Source organism: Gammaproteobacteria bacterium, assembly GCA_024235095.1.
GTDB lineage: Bacteria > Pseudomonadota > Gammaproteobacteria > Competibacterales > Competibacteraceae > UBA2383.
The window spans coordinates 340,832-358,584 of sequence record JACKNC010000002.1; the positions used below are offsets into that span (position 1 = coordinate 340,832).

At 54.4% G+C, this 17,753-nt stretch carries 13 protein-coding genes and 1 pseudogene; 11 read left to right on the forward strand and 3 right to left on the reverse strand.

What is annotated here, in order from left to right; genetic code table 11:
- Window positions 1-188 precede the first annotated feature (188 nt).
- The 4 genes from sucC (at window position 189) to H6973_14625 (ending at window position 4,660) form a co-directional block, all read left to right on the forward strand.
- Window positions 189-1,352, forward strand: coding sequence for an ADP-forming succinate--CoA ligase subunit beta (gene sucC, locus H6973_14610; GenBank protein MCP5126818.1), 1,164 nt, complete (start codon window positions 189-191; stop codon window positions 1,350-1,352).
- A gap of 45 nt (window positions 1,353-1,397) precedes the next feature.
- Window positions 1,398-2,273, forward strand: coding sequence for a succinate--CoA ligase subunit alpha (sucD, locus tag H6973_14615; protein ID MCP5126819.1), 876 nt, complete (start codon window positions 1,398-1,400; stop codon window positions 2,271-2,273).
- Between the two features lie 117 nt (window positions 2,274-2,390).
- A complete protein-coding gene (locus H6973_14620; GenBank protein ID MCP5126820.1) occupies window positions 2,391-3,029 on the forward strand; it encodes a hypothetical protein in 639 nt (212 codons plus the stop codon).
- On the forward strand, window positions 3,026-4,660 hold the full coding sequence (locus tag H6973_14625) for an NAD+ synthase (GenBank protein MCP5126821.1): 1,635 nt from the start codon (window positions 3,026-3,028) through the stop codon (window positions 4,658-4,660). Before H6973_14620 ends, H6973_14625 begins: the two co-directional genes overlap by 4 nt.
- Before the next feature lie 14 nt (window positions 4,661-4,674).
- On the opposite strand, the gene H6973_14630 is transcribed toward H6973_14625, so the two are convergent.
- Complete coding sequence (locus H6973_14630) at window positions 4,675-5,472, reverse strand: inositol monophosphatase (GenBank protein ID MCP5126822.1); 798 nt, start codon at window positions 5,470-5,472, stop codon at window positions 4,675-4,677.
- 374 nt (window positions 5,473-5,846) lie between these two features.
- Between H6973_14630 and H6973_14635 the strand changes: the two genes are divergently transcribed.
- From H6973_14635 to H6973_14665, 7 genes and pseudogenes are all read left to right on the forward strand, one after another.
- Window positions 5,847-6,236, forward strand: a complete 390-nt coding sequence (locus tag H6973_14635) for a hypothetical protein (protein MCP5126823.1) — start codon at window positions 5,847-5,849, stop codon at window positions 6,234-6,236.
- 132 nt (window positions 6,237-6,368) lie between these two features.
- Window positions 6,369-7,046, forward strand: a complete 678-nt coding sequence (locus H6973_14640) for a PspA/IM30 family protein (protein MCP5126824.1) — start codon at window positions 6,369-6,371, stop codon at window positions 7,044-7,046.
- 43 nt (window positions 7,047-7,089) lie between these two features.
- Window positions 7,090-11,754: a hypothetical protein gene (locus tag H6973_14645; protein ID MCP5126825.1), complete on the forward strand. Its 4,665-nt coding sequence runs from the start codon at window positions 7,090-7,092 to the stop codon at window positions 11,752-11,754.
- A 121-nt stretch (window positions 11,755-11,875) separates the two neighbouring features.
- Window positions 11,876-12,565 (forward strand): IS630 family transposase, encoded by a 690-nt coding sequence (locus tag H6973_14650; GenBank protein ID MCP5126826.1) that lies wholly within the window; start codon window positions 11,876-11,878, stop codon window positions 12,563-12,565.
- Entirely contained in the window at window positions 12,566-12,931 is a 366-nt protein-coding gene (locus H6973_14655) for a transposase (protein MCP5126827.1), read from the forward strand.
- Window positions 12,932-13,109: 178 nt separating this feature from the next.
- Window positions 13,110-13,913: pseudogene (locus H6973_14660) on the forward strand (IS1 family transposase).
- Window positions 13,914-13,959: 46 nt separating this feature from the next.
- Complete coding sequence (locus tag H6973_14665) at window positions 13,960-15,018, forward strand: IS110 family transposase (GenBank protein ID MCP5126828.1); 1,059 nt, start codon at window positions 13,960-13,962, stop codon at window positions 15,016-15,018.
- Between the two features lie 319 nt (window positions 15,019-15,337).
- On the opposite strand, the gene H6973_14670 is transcribed toward H6973_14665, so the two are convergent.
- Both H6973_14670 and H6973_14675 read right to left on the reverse strand, forming a co-directional pair.
- Entirely contained in the window at window positions 15,338-16,189 is an 852-nt protein-coding gene (locus H6973_14670) for an IS5 family transposase (protein ID MCP5126829.1), read from the reverse strand.
- Window positions 16,190-16,592: 403 nt separating this feature from the next.
- A complete protein-coding gene (locus H6973_14675; GenBank protein ID MCP5126830.1) occupies window positions 16,593-17,651 on the reverse strand; it encodes an IS110 family transposase in 1,059 nt (352 codons plus the stop codon).
- Window positions 17,652-17,753 lie beyond the last annotated feature (102 nt).

A 17,753-nucleotide genomic window follows, 5' to 3' on the forward strand; every position in this document is an offset into this window, starting at 1 on the left:
GGCGCGCAGCAGCGACTCTCCAGTAAAGTAACGATACAACAGTTATTCTAATCGCTACAGACCAGCGATGGATTGATTTTCGCTAGTCTCGCGCTGGCGGATCGATAATCTTGCAATCAAGATTATGGAGATTGGGGTTTTTCAGGATACAATGCTGGCTTCAACACAAGAGGGGGATGTACTCCATCATGAACCTGCACGAATACCAAGCAAAAGAACTTCTCCAGCAATTTGGCGTGGCGATTCCCAAAGGCATCAAGGTCACTTCCCAACAGGAAGCGATCGAAGCCGCCAAGGAAATCCAGCCCAACGGACCGTGGGTCGTCAAGGCCCAGGTTCACGCCGGCGGCCGCGGTAAGGCAGGCGGCGTCAAGTTTGTCACCACTCTTCAGGACGTTGAAGCGCAGGCGGGCCGGTTGCTCGGCTCGACGCTGCATACCCATCAGACCGGGCCGGAGGGCGTTAAGGTCCACCAGCTGCTGATCCAGGATGGCGTGGACATTGCTAAGGAATATTATTTGAGCTGCCTGGTGGATCGCAGCAAGAAGCGCGTTATCTTGATTGGCTCTTCCGAAGGCGGCATGGACATCGAAGAAGTCGCCGCCAAGACGCCGGAAAAAATTCTGACCCTGACCATTGATCCCACCGCTGGCATTCAGCCCTATCAGGCCCGCGACCTGGGTTTCAAGATGGGCATGGGCAAGAAGGAAGTGGACCAGCTGGTCAAGGTAGTGAGCGGCATTTACAACCTGTTCGTCCAGAAAGACTGCAGCATGGTCGAGATCAACCCGTTGATCGTGACCGCCGACGGCCAGGTGATGGCGCTAGACGCCAAAGTCAGCCTGGACGACAACGCGCTGTACCGGCACAAGGATACTGCAGAAATGCGCGATCCTACCCAGGAAGACGAGCGCGAACATATCGCCCACGAAATCGGCCTGAACTATGTCGCCCTGGACGGCAATATCGGCTGCATGGTCAATGGCGCTGGCTTGGCGATGGCGACCATGGACGTCATCAAGCTGCATGGCGGCGAACCGGCCAATTTCCTGGATGTAGGCGGCGGCGCGACCGCGGACCGTGTGGCCCGCGCGTTCAAGCTGATCCTGTCTTCTTCCAAGGTCAAAGCGATCCTGGTCAACATTTTTGGCGGCATCGTCCGCTGCGACACGATTGCTGAAGGCATTATCACTGCGGTCAAGGAAGTCGGTTTGACCCTGCCGGTGGTAGTGCGTCTACAAGGCACCAATGTGGAAGCGGGCCGCGAGATGTTGGCCAAGTCCGGCATGAATATCATGGCCGCCGACGATCTGACCGACGCCGCCAAGCAGGCAGTCGCCTCTGCGCAGTAATCCAGCGCGCCTCCGGTTTCCACGAACAGAGAGAATAAGACGACCATGAGTATCCTGATTAATAAAGACACCAAGGTGATCTGCCAGGGCTTCACCGGCTCGCAAGGCACTTTCCATGCTGAACAAGCGATCGCTTACGGCACCAACCTGGTGGGCGGCATCAGTCCCGGCAAGGGCGGCAGCGCCCATCTGGGCAAGCCGGTGTTCAACACCGTGTATGAAGCGGTCGCCGCCACTGGCGCCGAAGCCAGCATGATCTATGTCCCCGCGCCTTTTGCTGGCGATGCGATCCTGGAAGCGGCGGACGCTGGCATCAAGGTTATCGCCTGTATTACCGAAGGCATTCCCGTCACAGACATGCTAAAGGTCAAGGCAGTGCTGACCAGCAATTACCCGGATGTCTACCTGATCGGCCCGAACTGCCCCGGCGTCATCACTCCGGGCGGCTGCAAGATGGGTATCATGCCTGGCCATATCCATTTGCCCGGCAAGATCGGCATCGTCTCCCGCTCCGGTACGTTGACCTACGAAGCCGTTTGGCAGACGACTCAGGCGGGCTTGGGTCAGAGCACCTGTGTGGGCATCGGCGGCGATCCGATTCACGGGATGAGCTTTGTCGACGTGCTAAGGCTGTTCAAGGATGACCCACAGACCGAGGGTATTGTAATGGTTGGCGAAATCGGCGGTTCCGCGGAAGAGGAAGGCGCTGAATTCATCAAAGCCAATATTAAGAAGCCAGTGGTGGCTTATATCGCGGGCGTCACTGCGCCGCCTGGCAAGCGCATGGGTCATGCCGGCGCTATCATCATGGGTGGCAAAGGTACGGCGGCGGACAAGTTTGCGGCCCTGGAAGCCGCCGGCGCCAAAATTGTGCGCTCTCCGGCGGACATCGGCGCGGCGATGAAGGTTTTTTTTAGCTAACAGCCGTTGTTGAAAGTTCAGCGCGGGATACGATAATGAAAGCGTATTGTGTCCCGCGCTTTTTTATTGCAATGGATGTTAGCGGCAATTGTCTCTCTCCCGCATTGGGAGATAGAAATGGCCTATAACCGATTTACCATAGAGTCCATTAAAAAGAACTTTGGCGTAAGGATTATCGGCGATGTTTCCCTGTTTGAACCGATTGTTCCGGTAGAACCGAGCGATATTCTGGCTCGGTTTCTTGAACGCTATTTACCATTGGGCAGCGCGATTGGCACAGAAAAAGCGCGATCGGAATTTATTATTGCGCCAATTTTGGCCGAAATTACCGAACTCACTCATCACACCGTCAGCCTGTTTTCCGGGGTGGAATTCGATGTCGATGAGGAAAAGGGTTTGACGGGAAGATGTGGCTTTATCTTTAGCGCTTCACCGGTTCGATATACTGTGGAAGTCCCCGTCCTGGCCGTCGTTGAGGCTAAAAATGATAATATCAACAGCGGATTGGGCCAGTGCATGGCTGAAATGATCGCTGTGCGACTCTTCAACGAACAGGAAGGGCATGCATTTGATGTTTCTTATGGCGTCGTCACCACAGGCAGTGTGTGGCGATTTTTAAAATTGCAAAATAATGATATTTTTATCGACAGGCAGGAATATTTTATCGATAACCTGAGAAACTTGTTGGGCATTTTGATGGAGATTGTTTCAAAGCATACCTCCTGTTTATCCTCTGCTTCCGGTAAAAACCAATGACTGATCGGGATTCACCCTTCCGGGTCGTTATGGCCCAACTGGATTTTCTGGTCGGTGACCTTGCAGGCAATACCGACAAAATCATCATCGCCGCTGCTGAGGCTCGTGACCGGTTAAACGCCGACTTGATTGTATTTCCCGAACTGACACTGACCGGTTATCCCCCCGAAGATTTGTTGCTGCGCCCGAGTTTTATCCGCCAGGTAGAGCCGGCGTTGCAGCGACTGTCTAATGAAATTCATGGCATTGCCGCTGTGGTCGGTTGTCCATTCTCAACCCCGGAAGGGTTGCGCAATGCCGCTGTGGTTCTGGCGAATGGCGCGATTCAGGCCCGCTACTTCAAGCAATGGCTGCCCAACTACAGCGTATTTGATGAAAAGCGTTATTTTACGCCTGGCGAGGATCCTGTGGTGTTTGCAGTCGCTGGAATGCGTGTGGGCGTTACAATCTGCGAAGATGTCTGGTTGCCGGGACCCGTTGCCCAAGCTGCCGGAGCCGGAGCGCAACTGCTGATTAATCTCAATGCTTCGCCCTATCACGCCGGCAAGGGCGAGCAACGGCTGGCGGCTCTGCGGCAGCGGGTGCGCGAGGGCTGTATCCCCATTGTTTACGTCAATCTGGTCGGTGGTCAGGACGAACTGGTTTTTGATGGCGGTTCGCTGGTGGTGGGCGCAGATGGCGTCTTGACCCAACGCACGCCCTTCTTTGCCGAAGGACTGTATCCGGTAGACTTTGAGTTATCCGCCACCGGGGTGAAGCCTGTATCGGCTGAAGTGGCTGGCGAACCGGGAACGGAAGAAGGCGTCTATCAGGCGCTAGTCCTGGGGGTACGGGATTATGTCAACAAGAACGGCTTTCCCGGCGCGGTGCTGGGTTTGTCCGGCGGCATCGACTCGGCATTGACCCTGGCGATCGCCGTCGATGCGCTGGGCGCGGAGCGGGTTGAAGCGGTGCTAATGCCCTCGCGCTACACAGCGGAGATGAGCAATAGCGACGCGGAGCAGGAAGCTCGAACTCTTGGCGTGAAATATCACATCATGCCGATTGAACCGGCGTTTCAGTCTTTTCTACAAATTTTGCAGCCGGTGCTGGCCGGATTGCCGCCCGATACGACCGAGGAAAATATCCAGGCGCGTTGCCGGGGCGTACTGCTGATGGCGATTTCCAACAAGACCGGCAAGCTGGTGTTGACAACGGGCAATAAGAGCGAAACGGCGGTTGGCTATTCTACGCTGTATGGAGATATGGCGGGCGGTTTCGCACCGATCAAGGATGTGTTGAAAACCATGGTTTACCGACTGGCGGTCTGGCGGAACCAGCAGTCGCCCGTCATTCCACAACGAGTGATCGACCGGCCGCCCTCGGCGGAACTGCGCCCGGATCAGACGGATCAAGACAGCCTGCCGCCTTATGATCTGCTGGATACTATCCTGCATGGTTATGTGGAGCAGGATCATTCGATTGATGAACTGGTGGATGCGGGTTTTGACCAAGCTATCGTTGAACGGGTCGCGCGTTTGGTGATCCTGAACGAATATAAACGTCGTCAGGCCGCGCCAGGCGTGCGCATTACTCCGCGCGCTTTTGGGCGGGACCGACGCTATCCGATCACTTCGGGATTCCGGCGCTGAGTGGTAAGGCGTCTCTAGCCTTTCTTAGCCTCAAGATGGGGTTGCATCTCCTGCAACAGTCCCTTGAACACCTTGGGATTGCCGGCCACGATGTCGCCTGACTTCATAAACTCGTTGCCGCCGGTGAAATCACTGACCAATCCACCCGCTTCCTGCACCAGCAATACCCCCGCGCCGATATCCCAGGGTTTCAGATTCATTTCCCAGAAACCGTCCAGACGCCCCGATGCGACATAGGACAAATCCAATGACGCAGCGCCGGCGCGGCGAATCTCCACGCATTTGCCAAACAAACTGGTGAAGAAACTCAGATAGGCTGGCTGGCGCGCTGGATGCAAAAACGGAAAGCCCGTTCCAAGCAGTGCATGCTCCACGCTATTGACTCCGCTGACCCGGATGCGCCGGTCATTGAGCTGTGCGCCTTCGCCGCGTGATGCGCTGAACATCTCCTGCCGAATTGGATCGTAAACCAGCCCCGCTTCGAGCCGGTTTTTATGGCGAAAGGCGATGGAGATGGCGAAGTGTGGGATGCCGTGCAGGAAATTAGTGGTGCCATCCAGTGGATCGATGAGCCATTGATATTCATCCTGCCCGGTTTGCGCGCCGCTTTCTTCGGCCAAGATGCTGTGGTTGGGGTAGGTCTTGTGCAGGATCTGGATAATCTCCCGTTCAGATTGTACGTCCGCTTCACTAACGAAATCATTGCGTTTTTTTTCAGTGACGTTGAGCCGCTCAAGATGGTCAAAATGGCGGAGCAGAATACGGCTAGCGCTCAGTGCGGCGCGTTTGGCGATGGTCAGGACTGGATGCATAGCAGGCTAGGGGTGGTTGAATAACAAGAGCAGCCGGAATATCCGGTGTGGAACTTCATGATAGCAGAACAGGGTCGTCCTCGAACGCCAAAGGCATGGTCTTTCTCCCGAAACAGAAAATTTTGACACAAGAGTCGATTTGAACCAGTTCTTCAGACTGTTTATCGCTTTTGAAGCCATCTATTTCAGATGATATTCGATTATACAAATTTGATTCAGCCACTAATATGCTACGATAATAATGAATGATAGGAATCTCATAAAGTTGAGATTTTTGAAGTTTGATAATTTATGTGGCATGTAGATTGCTTACATACAACCTGACACAATGTCTTGATTCAATCCAGATTTAACCTAGGTTAGGGAGCGTATCGATGAAACTGAATAACATCATGATCACCGTATTGTGGATTTCTCTACTGGCTATTCCCCCTTCCACCCAAGCAGGCAATGATGAAATACTGCGGGGATTCATGGGCATCATGCAGGAGATGCAAAAACAGTCGGGAGCTGACGCGGATCCAAACAGTAAGGCGATTATGGACGCGTTCGGTAAGGCAATGGGGGGCAAAGGCGACCGTGACCGTCAGAGAAAAGGCAAAGGTGACCGTGACCGTCAGGGCAAAGGCAAAGGTGACCGTGACCGTCAAGGCAAGGGCAAAGATGACCGTGACCGTCAGGGCAAAGGCAAAGGTGACCGTGACCGTCAAGGCAAGGGCAAAAAACGTCAGGCAAAAGGCGACCGGCAACGTCGTCAGAATTAACTCCTACCACAAAATTCGCCATCCCGGCGAATTTTTTCAAAGTTTTAATTAAACACTGTTCATATAAAAATTTCCCCACTATACTCAAGACTGTTTCCTTCCCCTGTTACTTAAAGCGCCCGGAGGTGTTCCATGGCTAATTTATTCAAGCGTATTAGTGATGTACTCACCGCAAATCTGAATGATCTGGTTGATCGGGTCGAGGATCCGGAGCGGATGATCAAGCAACTCATTCGTGAAATGGAGGAGAACGTCAACAGCGCTCGCGAAGGCGTTATCGACGCCCTCGCCAGTGAGAAGCAGCTTGCCAAGGAGTTGGATCACCAGCGCCGGCAGGCGGATGACTGGTACAACCGGGCGCGACGAGCAATGGAGAATGGCAATGAGATCCTGGCGCGGGAAGCGCTGATGAGGAAAAAAGAACACGATGACATTGCCAGTAACCTCCAGGCCTCCTGGGAATCCGCCAAACGGACCAGTGAACGGCTAAAAGCCCAAATGCGGGCGCTGGAAACCAAGTTGGAAGAGGCGCGACTGAAAAAAGGCAGTCTGGTGGCGCGACAGCGGGCTGCCCAGGCTCGTGAGCAGATGGATCGAATTAATGACCGGTTTCAGACCGGTCTTGATCTCAATCTTTCTTTTGATCGAATGTCGGGGAAGGTGGATGAAATGGAGGCGCGGATGGAGGCGCGAGCGGATCTGTATGGGGAATACAGCCAGGTTGAAAAGGAATTCCTGAAAATGGAAGTAGATAACGAGGTTGAAACGGAACTGGCGATTCTTCGGCAGGAAGTGCGAAAGGCAAATTAGGAGTTTTCAGTTTTAAGGGTTTTCTCACCTGATGGGGGTGATCATGGACTGGACGATTCTCATTGTTTTGGTCGGGCTATGGCTGGTTTCGCCGATTGTGCTGTTGATCGCCCTTATCATCTCGCGCCATCAATTGGCCGAGGCGCGGCGGCAGTTGGCAGCCTGGAAGCAACAGGTGCGGGATGAATTGCTCGATAGGGAACGATCTTCCAGCCCGGCAAACGCGCTTCGATCCAGCGCCAGCGTCACAGAGCCTTCACAACCCATCCCGCCTATACCTCGTTCGCTGCCGATTCCACCCGCTCCCGTTATTCCATCGCAGCAAACTGAAGCTGCTCAGTCTCCTCTTTCAACCCCTCTCCCGTCTGCACCCAACGAACAACTAGATGCCGATTGGCGTCCGGCGGAACCGGGGCCTTTGGAAAAGGCGTTGCAGACGGTGTCCGGTTGGCCGGGATTGATCGCGCCATTTCTGGTCCAGAATATTGGCTGGTTTATCGGCGGATTCTGTTTCGTAGCCGGAGCGCTGTTTCTAGTGGCTAACACCAGCGGTTTTATCAATGCCTTGGTCGTGTTCGCCAGTCTGCTTACAGCGACTATTTTTCTCATTTGGGCGGGTTACCAGTTCCGTCGCGCCCGCCCGGAATTGGTTGTCGCCAGTAACGTATTGCTCACTCTGGGTTTAATGTTGGGGCCGCTGGATTTGGCGGTCACCGTGCGCTTGTTCAACGCCAGCAATGGACAAATTTTATGGCTGGCCCTCAGCGTGGGGTTAGCGTTGTTGGCGCTGGCCGCATTTGCCTGGATGGCGCGGTTAGCCAGCGCACTGATGGATCGGGCATTGCCGGGACGCTACACCGGTTTATTGACCGCGCTGGCGGGGATGCAGCTCGCTGCGCCCCTGGCGGCGATCCTGCCGGATTGGCGGGCGTTGGCGGTGTTGCATATTGCGTTGCTGGGTCTGCTGGGTGACGGGTTACGACGCTTCGTCAGCGAATGGCTGCGACAGATCTTTCTGGATCGTCAATGGACGGGCTATTTCGCTGCCGGGATGCTGGTGTATGCGGGGACGGTCTCTTTCGTCCATTTGACCTGGATTTGGCCGGATTCATTGCCGGTGGGCTATTCAGGGCCATTTCTGATGGTGTTATGCCTGCTGCTGTTCCCGGTGGACGCTGCACTCAAGGAATGGATGCGCCAATACGCCTTCCTGTCCCGATTCAGCTTTGCCCTGTACGGCTTGTCGGTGGTTGCCATCGTTATGGCCATTCCGGCGACCCCGACAGCGCTGTTAACCCTGGCGCTGGGGAGTGCGTTGTATGGCTGGATGACCTGGCGCTATTTGACCCTGTTGCCGCTCTATCTGCTGTTGGGCTGCGTCGTAGGACTGTACGGATATGGAATTTTGCAGTGGTTGCCTCCGGGCTGGCATTTACTGGCGAGCCTGCCGGGCCTGTTCGCCTTGCTGGCGCTGAGTCGCTGGGCGCACCTGAAAATATGCTCCTCGCAGAATTCCGGTTTCCTAACCATCGCCTGGCAATGCCTGCTGGTATTTGGGGCGCTGCTGATCGGCTTAACCATCTGGAGTCTGGTTTGGAGTGCGCCAAGCTGGCTTGGATTTGCCACTGCCGCGGCCGCCGCGCTACTGGGTTATGGCGCAACCCGCTGGGCGCTGGGATGGCCGGACGCTGATCCGCAATGGGCGTATGCCGATGCCGGCGTTGCGGCGCTGGCGGCAATTGCGATCGCTTACACGCCAGACGGATTGTTGTTCGGTTGGGTCCTGCAAACCGCGCTGGGTTGGCTGGCGCTGGCGGCGTTATGGACGGGGTTGGGTTTGCATGATCAACGACAGTCGCCGATCAGCCGGCGGGTTTGGATCAAGAGTGCCCTATTGGCTATCGTCGCGGCGTTGACGTTAGCAGGCGTCAATCTTTGGCCATTCTGGCTGGGCCGGTTGGAACCCATCTTCTTGCTGGCGTTGGCCAGTGGAATTTTATTATGGATGAGCCTGGGTTTGCGCCAGCAATCGTTGTTCTATGGTACGTTGGCGCTAATCGCTGCAATCGGGGTTTTGCTGAAACGCGGCTATTTTCCCGCTCCCGGCGCCGGACTCATCGAGTTCCTACTGGTTTTTGCGCTGTGGTCGATTTTGTGGTGGCTGGACTGGCGCGCGGAGATACGTGAAATTTTGCGCGCTGAGGTCGGAGTCGATGAAAACCAACTGGAAGTCAGTGTAACTTCGATTATTCGCGGACCGCTGGAACAAGCGATGGCCTTGTTATGGACCATCGGATTGATGCATCTGGGGTCACGCTTGCTGACGGGCTATCCGTCGCCAACATGGCCTTGGATCGCTGGACTGGCGGCGATCAGCGGCTTGTTGCTCATCGGGTGCCTGCGCTGGTTTTATGGAGTCGCGTTACCCATGCTGCTGGGTTTGGCGGGATGGCTGACGGGATTGGTGTATCTGGAGCTATCGTTGCCCGGAATAGCTGCGGCGGGGGTTCTGTACGTCCTGGTCGTCTGGCGCTTGAGCGTTGTCGCGCTGGATCAGCCATTGACCTGGCGATGGGCGCGGCTGCTGCGTTTCACCGTACCGGGCGGCGCAGGCGGTCGCCAGCGCGTCGAGGCGAGTTTGCACGCTTGCGCCATGCTGGTCGCCACCATACCCGTGGCGGTCAGTCTAGCGCTGGGGATACTGGGTCATGTTGCGCCGCAACTGTGGCCGGCCCTGGGTGTCAGTCTGACGTTATTCGTGCTGGCGGGTAATCGTTACCGGACTGCAACGCATGTTGGCGCGGCATTGATGACATTGACGCTCGGTGTCTGGTTGGTGAGCGCCTGGCTGAACCCGCCTGAGTTATTCATTCTGGGTCAACCGCTGGTCAATGTAAGTTTAAGTCTGCTCATGGCGCTGGCGGCGGTCAAGTTGCAATCGCAGCGCGCTGCGCCTTTCGCCCATTACCGTCACCCCTTGTGGATGATGGGCGGACTGCTGTATGGACTGGCGCTGGCCGGAGCTACACTAGGCATTTTGGTCAAAGCGCCCGGTCTGCCGCTGCTATTGGCGTTGCTCTGTGTCGCGTTGTTCCCGGTGACGCGTCCGCTCGCGAAGGGCGCTATGTGGCGTGGCCTGGGATTAGTGATCTTGATCAGCGCCCTGGCGTGGCGCGTTGCTGATCTGGTTGGATTTGCAGTCTGGGACGAAGCCTGGTTCAGTCTGAGTTGGGGCTATGCGCTCTGGAGCATCGGCAAATTTCTGTTGCCGTCCTGGAACGCGCGCTTTCCCGACTGGAAGGTCACAGTCAATCCCTGGCCCTGGCTGGGACTGATAGCTGTTTTATTCGGCGCATGGACGGGGTTCGTCGCTGGGGAACCTGCGCTGGCCATATTATTGGCAGGATTGGCGCTTTACACCTTCCTGATGGGCTGGCAACGGCAGGAACGATTCTGGTTTAAGGTTGGACTATGGTTTGCGCTGGCCAGCAGTTATGCGCTCTGGTTGTGGGATCAACCCTTGACTTGGCCAGCGGTGATCGCGGTGTTGCCCTGGCTGGCCTTGCAAAGCGGTTTGCTGTGGCTGTTACTCATACGGAGTCAGCGGACGTTGACCGTTTGGCTCGATGCCCACGATCTTCAAGCCGGCGCCAAACGGTTTCGGCGCTGGCCGGATATCGCGGAAGCGATTGGCGAAACGACGTCCTGGCTATGGCTGGCGACTTTGCTGAGCTTAGGGCTGCATATCGCCGCCGTGGCGGCCTGGCAACTGGGACTTGGAGTCTGGCCGTGGTATTTCGGCCTCTTCACCGATGCGCTGGCGGTGGGCGCGACGTTAACCCTGTTGCTAATTTTGACTGGGTTAAGGGCTTGGCGGAGTCGGGATGAACCGAACCGAATTTACACGACCGTGTTGTTGCTTTGGGTGTTGGCGGGTTACGGGCGACTGGTTGTATTTGGCCTGACGCCCTGGACGCCTTGGGATACTACTGGATTGCTGGCCGGGGCGGGCGCGGCTTTCCTGTTGTACCAGTGGACCGGGTTACGGCCCTTTTATCATCTGGCCCTGGGATTGCCGTTGCTGGCTTTGACGACCGCGCCCTGGCAACTCGCCTCGCCGTGGACGGGTGGGACGTTGTTGGCCGGAGGTCTGCTCTACTTGTCGCTGGCTGGGACAATGCGCAATCCATTGCCCTTTTATCTGGGCGTGTTAGCTTTGAATGGCGCGATTTACCTCTGGGCGCCGCTTTGGGCGCAACAGTATGGATTGTGGCAGTTCTATCTCATCCCGGCAGCGGTGTCGGTGCTGGCCTTGCTGCATCTGCATCGGCGGGAGTTGCGGCCCCGGGTGCTGAATGGGGCGCGACTGGCGGCGTTGAGTGTGTTGTATGCCGGGGCAGGACTGGATGTGTTCCTGCAACCGCAATTGTGGGTGTTCGCGCTGGCGTTGGCGTTGGCGCTAGCCGGCATGTTAATCGGTATCGCCTTGCGTATCCGCGCTTTTCTCTATGCGGGTGTGGCGTTTCTAGTGCTGAATATCAGTGGGCAACTGCTGCGCTTTTATCCGGAACAAGGCATGAGTCGGGCGCTGATTCTGCTGGGTCTGGGTGCATCGATTACCATGGGGATGGTGCTGTTCAATCTCAAACGCGAGGCGATTTTGCAGCGAATTCGGATTGCGCGGGCTGATTTGGCCGGGTGGGAGTAGCCGATCCATAGGCTTGCCAACGATTATCCCTACATTATCAACGAACTGAGCGTTAATCAAATTGTCTAATAACTATAGAAGACCTCTTTAGAGACTCTAAATTTATAGAGGAGGTGCGGCAATGAACGCGGAATGGATGTTTGATGCACGTAAAATACCGGATGAAGTGATGAATTACATCCGGCGTATTGCGGTTCGCGCGGTCGAAGAGAAGCATTATGGTCCGGAGCTTGTTGCTGATTTTTTGGGTATCGACCGAACGAGTATTTATGATTGGCTTCGCAACTATCGTTATGAAGGAGAAGAAGCCCTGGATACCCGGAAAGCGCTCGGCGCCACGTGTGTGATGACTCCGGATATTGATCGATGGTTAAAAGAAACGATACTCAATACGACGCCGGCGGATCATGGCTATGATACGGTTTTATGGACTTTAGAGATCATGGTTAATTTATTGAAAGAGTACTTTGGTTTATGGGTATCGGATGCCACGGTTCGTCTGCATTTACATCAATTAGGACTGAGTTGTCAAAAACCTTGTTATCATGCCTTAAACCAGGATCAGGAGGAAGTTAAAAAGTTTATTAATGAAGAATTTAAAGAGATTCAGAAGCGGGCTCAAGAACTTGGAGCGGATATTGCGTTTCAGGATGAGTCATGGGTTCAAGGCCATACGCGTTCTGGACGGACGTGGGGCTTAGTCGGTCATCCGCCTGAAATTAAAGTGAGTGATGACCGGGGTGGGTTTCACATTTTATCGATGGTTACGGCGACGGGCGAGTTAATATTTGAAGTGACCACTCAAAAATGAGTGAGTGGGGTTTTCATTGCCTTTTTAGAGAAGGCATTAGAGGGTCGAGAGCGCCCATTAATTGTCATCACGGACAATGCGTCTTATCATACCTCGAAAGAAGTCAAAGCCTTTCTTGAGACGCATCGAAAACAAATCCGCTTGTTCTTTCTTCCCCCCCACTCGCCAGAGTTAAATCCGGATGAACAGGTTTGGAATGAGATCAAAAATGATCATCTGGAAAAGGAGCCAATTAAAAACCGGGCTGATTTCAGAGCGCGCGTTTATTCTGCTTTGGAAAAGCTAAAAGAATTTCAGGAAAGGGTCAAATCATTTTTTAGGCTCCCTGATACTCAATACGCTAATCCTGAAAAAGCTCCAGCATGATTTTTGTGGGGATAACTATTAGCAAGACAACAGCAACAGATGGACTCACGGCCAGCGGTCACGATCGCACACCCGCCCGATTACATCATCGGCCCGGGTAGTGCTCTAGATTTGGATATGCTATATTTTAGTCTAAAATTGTATTAAGTATTTTAATATTTTTTTAAGGAATTTAAATATGGTTTTAAATCCTGTCCTTTGCCCTGTTTGTCGTCATGAAAAAATCGCAAAGCGTGGAAAAACGGAGAATGAAAAACAACGCTACCTTTGTCAGAATCCAGAATGCTCGGTCAAAACATTTATTTTAGACTACGATTACAATGGCTATTTGCCAGAAGTTAAAAACCAGATTATTAATATGGCGATCAATAGCAGTGGAATTTGGGATACTGCGTGAGTTTTAGAAATCAGTCCGACCACCGTCATTAACGAATTAAAAAAAAAAGAATCTTGCCTTGAATCAATCAATCGAACAGTGCTGAACGGCTTAAATCCATACGAAGTCATCGTTGAGATTCAAAAAGTTGAAGATCAAGAGGCGGAGTTAGACAAGATGTGGAGTTACGTCCAGAGCAAAGCACATCCGCGTTGGCTGTGGCATGCCATCGATCACACGACCAGAAAAATTCTCGCTTATACCCTCGGTGATCACAAAGATGAAGTGTTTTTAAAGCTTAAAGAGCTTCTAGAACCTTTCGGAATAACCCGATTTTACACGGATGACGGGGGAGCCTACGAACACCACTTGCCACCCGAACAGCATACGGTTGGTAAGGCGAATACTCAAAAAATTGAACGGAAACACCTCACCCTACGGACGCGCATTAAAAGATGAGTCAGAAAGACCATTTGCTTCTCCAAACTCGATAAGATGCATGACATCGTTATTGGTCTATTTATTAATCGGTATGAATTCGGGGTTTTAGAGACTAATGGAATGGTCCGCCCCGCTCCTCCAACGAGCCCAAAGCGGGCGAAATAGTGAATGCTGACTCACATCATATTAACCGAGATAACGGAGCGGACCCATGAAAGAGTATACCAATGAGCGCGTCATTAAGGTTGTCGGCATTGATCTGGCCAAGCGGAGTTTTCACGTTTACGGCGTGGACGAGAACGGTCAACGGGTGATCCGCAGGACCTTCAACCGGGTACGTCTGAGTGAATTCATGGCGAATCTGCCCGCCTGTACGGTGGCCATGGAAGCCTGTGGCAGTGCGCACTATTGGGCGCGGCAGTTCCGGGAGGACGGCCATGAGGTACGGTTGATCGCGCCCCAGTTCGTGAAGCCCTTTGTGAAATCCAATAAAAACGACGCCGTCGATGCCGAGGCGATTTGCGAAGCGGCCCAGCGGCCCAGGATGCGGTTGGTGGCGATCAAGAGCGTGGAACAGCAAGATATCCAGGCGATTCACCGGATGCGCAGTTTGGGGGTGGAACGCCGCACCGCCCAGGTCAATCAGATTCGCGGTTTTTTGTTGGAATACGGCATTGAAATCCCGCAGGGGCGTGTGGCGGTGAACCAGCGCCTGCCGGAGATTCTTGAGGATCCAGAGAACGGCCTCAGCGAGCGCTTCCGGGCTGAGCTACGCGAGTTGGCTGACGAACTCCGTCACTTGGATGAACGGGTTGCTCATTATGACGCCCAGATTGAGACCCTGGCGGAAAGCCATCCGCAGGCGCAAGCGTTGATGACGATCCCCGGTCTGGGCGCCAAGGGCGCGACCGCGTTGGTAGCGGCCGTCGGCGAGGATCCCCGACTCTTTAAGAACGGGCGGGGTTTGGCGGCTTGGCTGGGCCTGGTGCCGCGCCAGCACTCCACCGGTGGACGGGACCGCTTACTGGGTATCAGTAAACGGGGGGATGTCTACCTGCGGCAGTTGCTGATTCATGGCGCCCGCGCCGTGTTGCGCTGGGTCGAGCGCAAGGACGATCCGACGAGCCGCTGGGCCCGGGGACTGAAAGGCCGTCGCCATGCCAACGTGGCGGCCGTCGCGTTGGCCAACAAGATCGCCCGGATCGCCTATGCGGTGATGACGACCGGCCAGCCCTATGATGCGGCCAAAGGCGCTCTGGCTCCGGTTTGAGTCTTTCTACGCTTCATCCGCGACCCGGTCGCTACGACCACCCCAGTACCTCCCACCATAAGTTGCGAAGAGTGAATCTCACGGTGATGGCATGAAAGACCAGTTCTGCATTTCCGAAAACCTGATTCGTACAAAAGCCGGCTCTGCCGAGACTGCGAGACTGATAAGGACGGAGATGCGCGCGAATTCCATCAGGGCACGAGGGCAGGCGAGCGCCTCAACACGATGCCGGATATATGGCCGCAACTTTTCCTTCAGCCAAACGGCGATTTCCTCTTGCATCGCGGGGCGGACCATATATGTACGAAAACTTAATATCCTACGCAGCCTCTAAAATGGGTTCCTGCAATAATTCACGATTCTTAAATATTTTTCGCAACATTAATCGAATTGAAGCAAGGTAGACTTGACTTTGACTCGATGCAGGCTTCCTTTCGTAATCTCTACTTAATCGACGAGATCGCCCCAACCAAGCGAGGCTTCTTTCAACAACCCATCGCCGAGGTAAAACCTGAAATCCTTTCTCTTCTTTATTTTTGTTAACAACTTCAATCGTGCAGTTAAAGTTTTTCTCAAGCCATTGAGCCAGGGACTCACCTTGATAAGCACCATCGGCCCAAACTTTCCGGATCGTATTGGCGATGGATAGCCCACCTTGTAATACCTGTGGTGCGCCTTTTACATCCGGAATATTCGCGGCATGCACCCCGACATAAATTAGACAACCCATTGTATCCACTAGAATATGCCTTTTTCTTCCTTTAACTAACTTGCCTCCATCCAATCCTGTTTCATCCGCACATTCCTGGGTGCCTTTCACCGATTGGCTATCAATGATCGCGGCGCTTGGGGTCTCATTTCGCCCTACTTCTTGACGAAATTTTTGGTGAAGCGCCGTGTTAATTTTCTCGAAAACACCGTTATTGATCCATTGATGATAATAAGTGCTGACGGTGGTATACGCCGGAAAATCTTTGGGAAGATATCGCCACTGACAACCCGTTTTATTGATGTAAAAAATTGCATTTAAAATCTCGCGGAGATCCACTTCTCGGGGACGTCCTCGCGTATTTGGCTCGCGTTCTTCCAAAAGGGGTTGAACCCTCTCCCATTCCGCATCGGTGAGATCACTGGGATAGCGATTAAACGGTTTTTCCTTCGGCCAAGACATCGCGTACCTCGAACAAAAATTTCGAAACTAAAATAATTTGGGCTTTTTTGGGTAATTCTATCAAAAAAACAATAAATAAAATAAATATGTTATTTTTCGTACATATATGGTCCGCCCCGCGATGCAAGAGGAAATCGCCGTTTGGCTGAAGGAAAAGTTGCGGCCATATATCCGGCATCGTGTTGAGGCGCTCGCCTGCCCTCGTGCCCTGATGGAATTCGCGCGCATCTCCGTCCTTATCAGTCTCGCAGTCTCGGCAGAGCCGGCTTTTGTACGAATCAGGTTTTCGGAAATGCAGAACTGGTCTTTCATGCCATCACCGTGAGATTCACTCTTCGCAACTTATGGTGGGAGGTACTGGGGTGGTCGTAGCGACCGGGTCGCGGATGAAGCGTAGAAAGACTCAAACCGGAGCCAGAGCGCCTTTGGCCGCATCATAGGGCTGGCCGGTCGTCATCACCGCATAGGCGATCCGGGCGATCTTGTTGGCCAACGCGACGGCCGCCACGTTGGCATGGCGACGGCCTTTCAGTCCCCGGGCCCAGCGGCTCGTCGGATCGTCCTTGCGCTCGACCCAGCGCAACACGGCGCGGGCGCCATGAATCAGCAACTGCCGCAGGTAGACATCCCCCCGTTTACTGATACCCAGTAAGCGGTCCCGTCCACCGGTGGAGTGCTGGCGCGGCACCAGGCCCAGCCAAGCCGCCAAACCCCGCCCGTTCTTAAAGAGTCGGGGATCCTCGCCGACGGCCGCTACCAACGCGGTCGCGCCCTTGGCGCCCAGACCGGGGATCGTCATCAACGCTTGCGCCTGCGGATGGCTTTCCGCCAGGGTCTCAATCTGGGCGTCATAATGAGCAACCCGTTCATCCAAGTGACGGAGTTCGTCAGCCAACTCGCGTAGCTCAGCCCGGAAGCGCTCGCTGAGGCCGTTCTCTGGATCCTCAAGAATCTCCGGCAGGCGCTGGTTCACCGCCACACGCCCCTGCGGGATTTCAATGCCGTATTCCAACAAAAAACCGCGAATCTGATTGACCTGGGCGGTGCGGCGTTCCACCCCCAAACTGCGCATCCGGTGAATCGCCTGGATATCTTGCTGTTCCACGCTCTTGATCGCCACCAACCGCATCCTGGGCCGCTGGGCCGCTTCGCAAATCGCCTCGGCATCGACGGCGTCGTTTTTATTGGATTTCACAAAGGGCTTCACGAACTGGGGCGCGATCAACCGTACCTCATGGCCGTCCTCCCGGAACTGCCGCGCCCAATAGTGCGCACTGCCACAGGCTTCCATGGCCACCGTACAGGCGGGCAGATTCGCCATGAATTCACTCAGACGTACCCGGTTGAAGGTCCTGCGGATCACCCGTTGACCGTTCTCGTCCACGCCGTAAACGTGAAAACTCCGCTTGGCCAGATCAATGCCGACAACCTTAATGACGCGCTCATTGGTATACTCTTTCATGGGTCCGCTCCGTTATCTCGGTTAATATGATGTGAGTCAGCATTCACTATTTCGCCCGCTTTGGGCTCGTTGGAGGAGCGGGGCGGACCATTCCATTAGTCT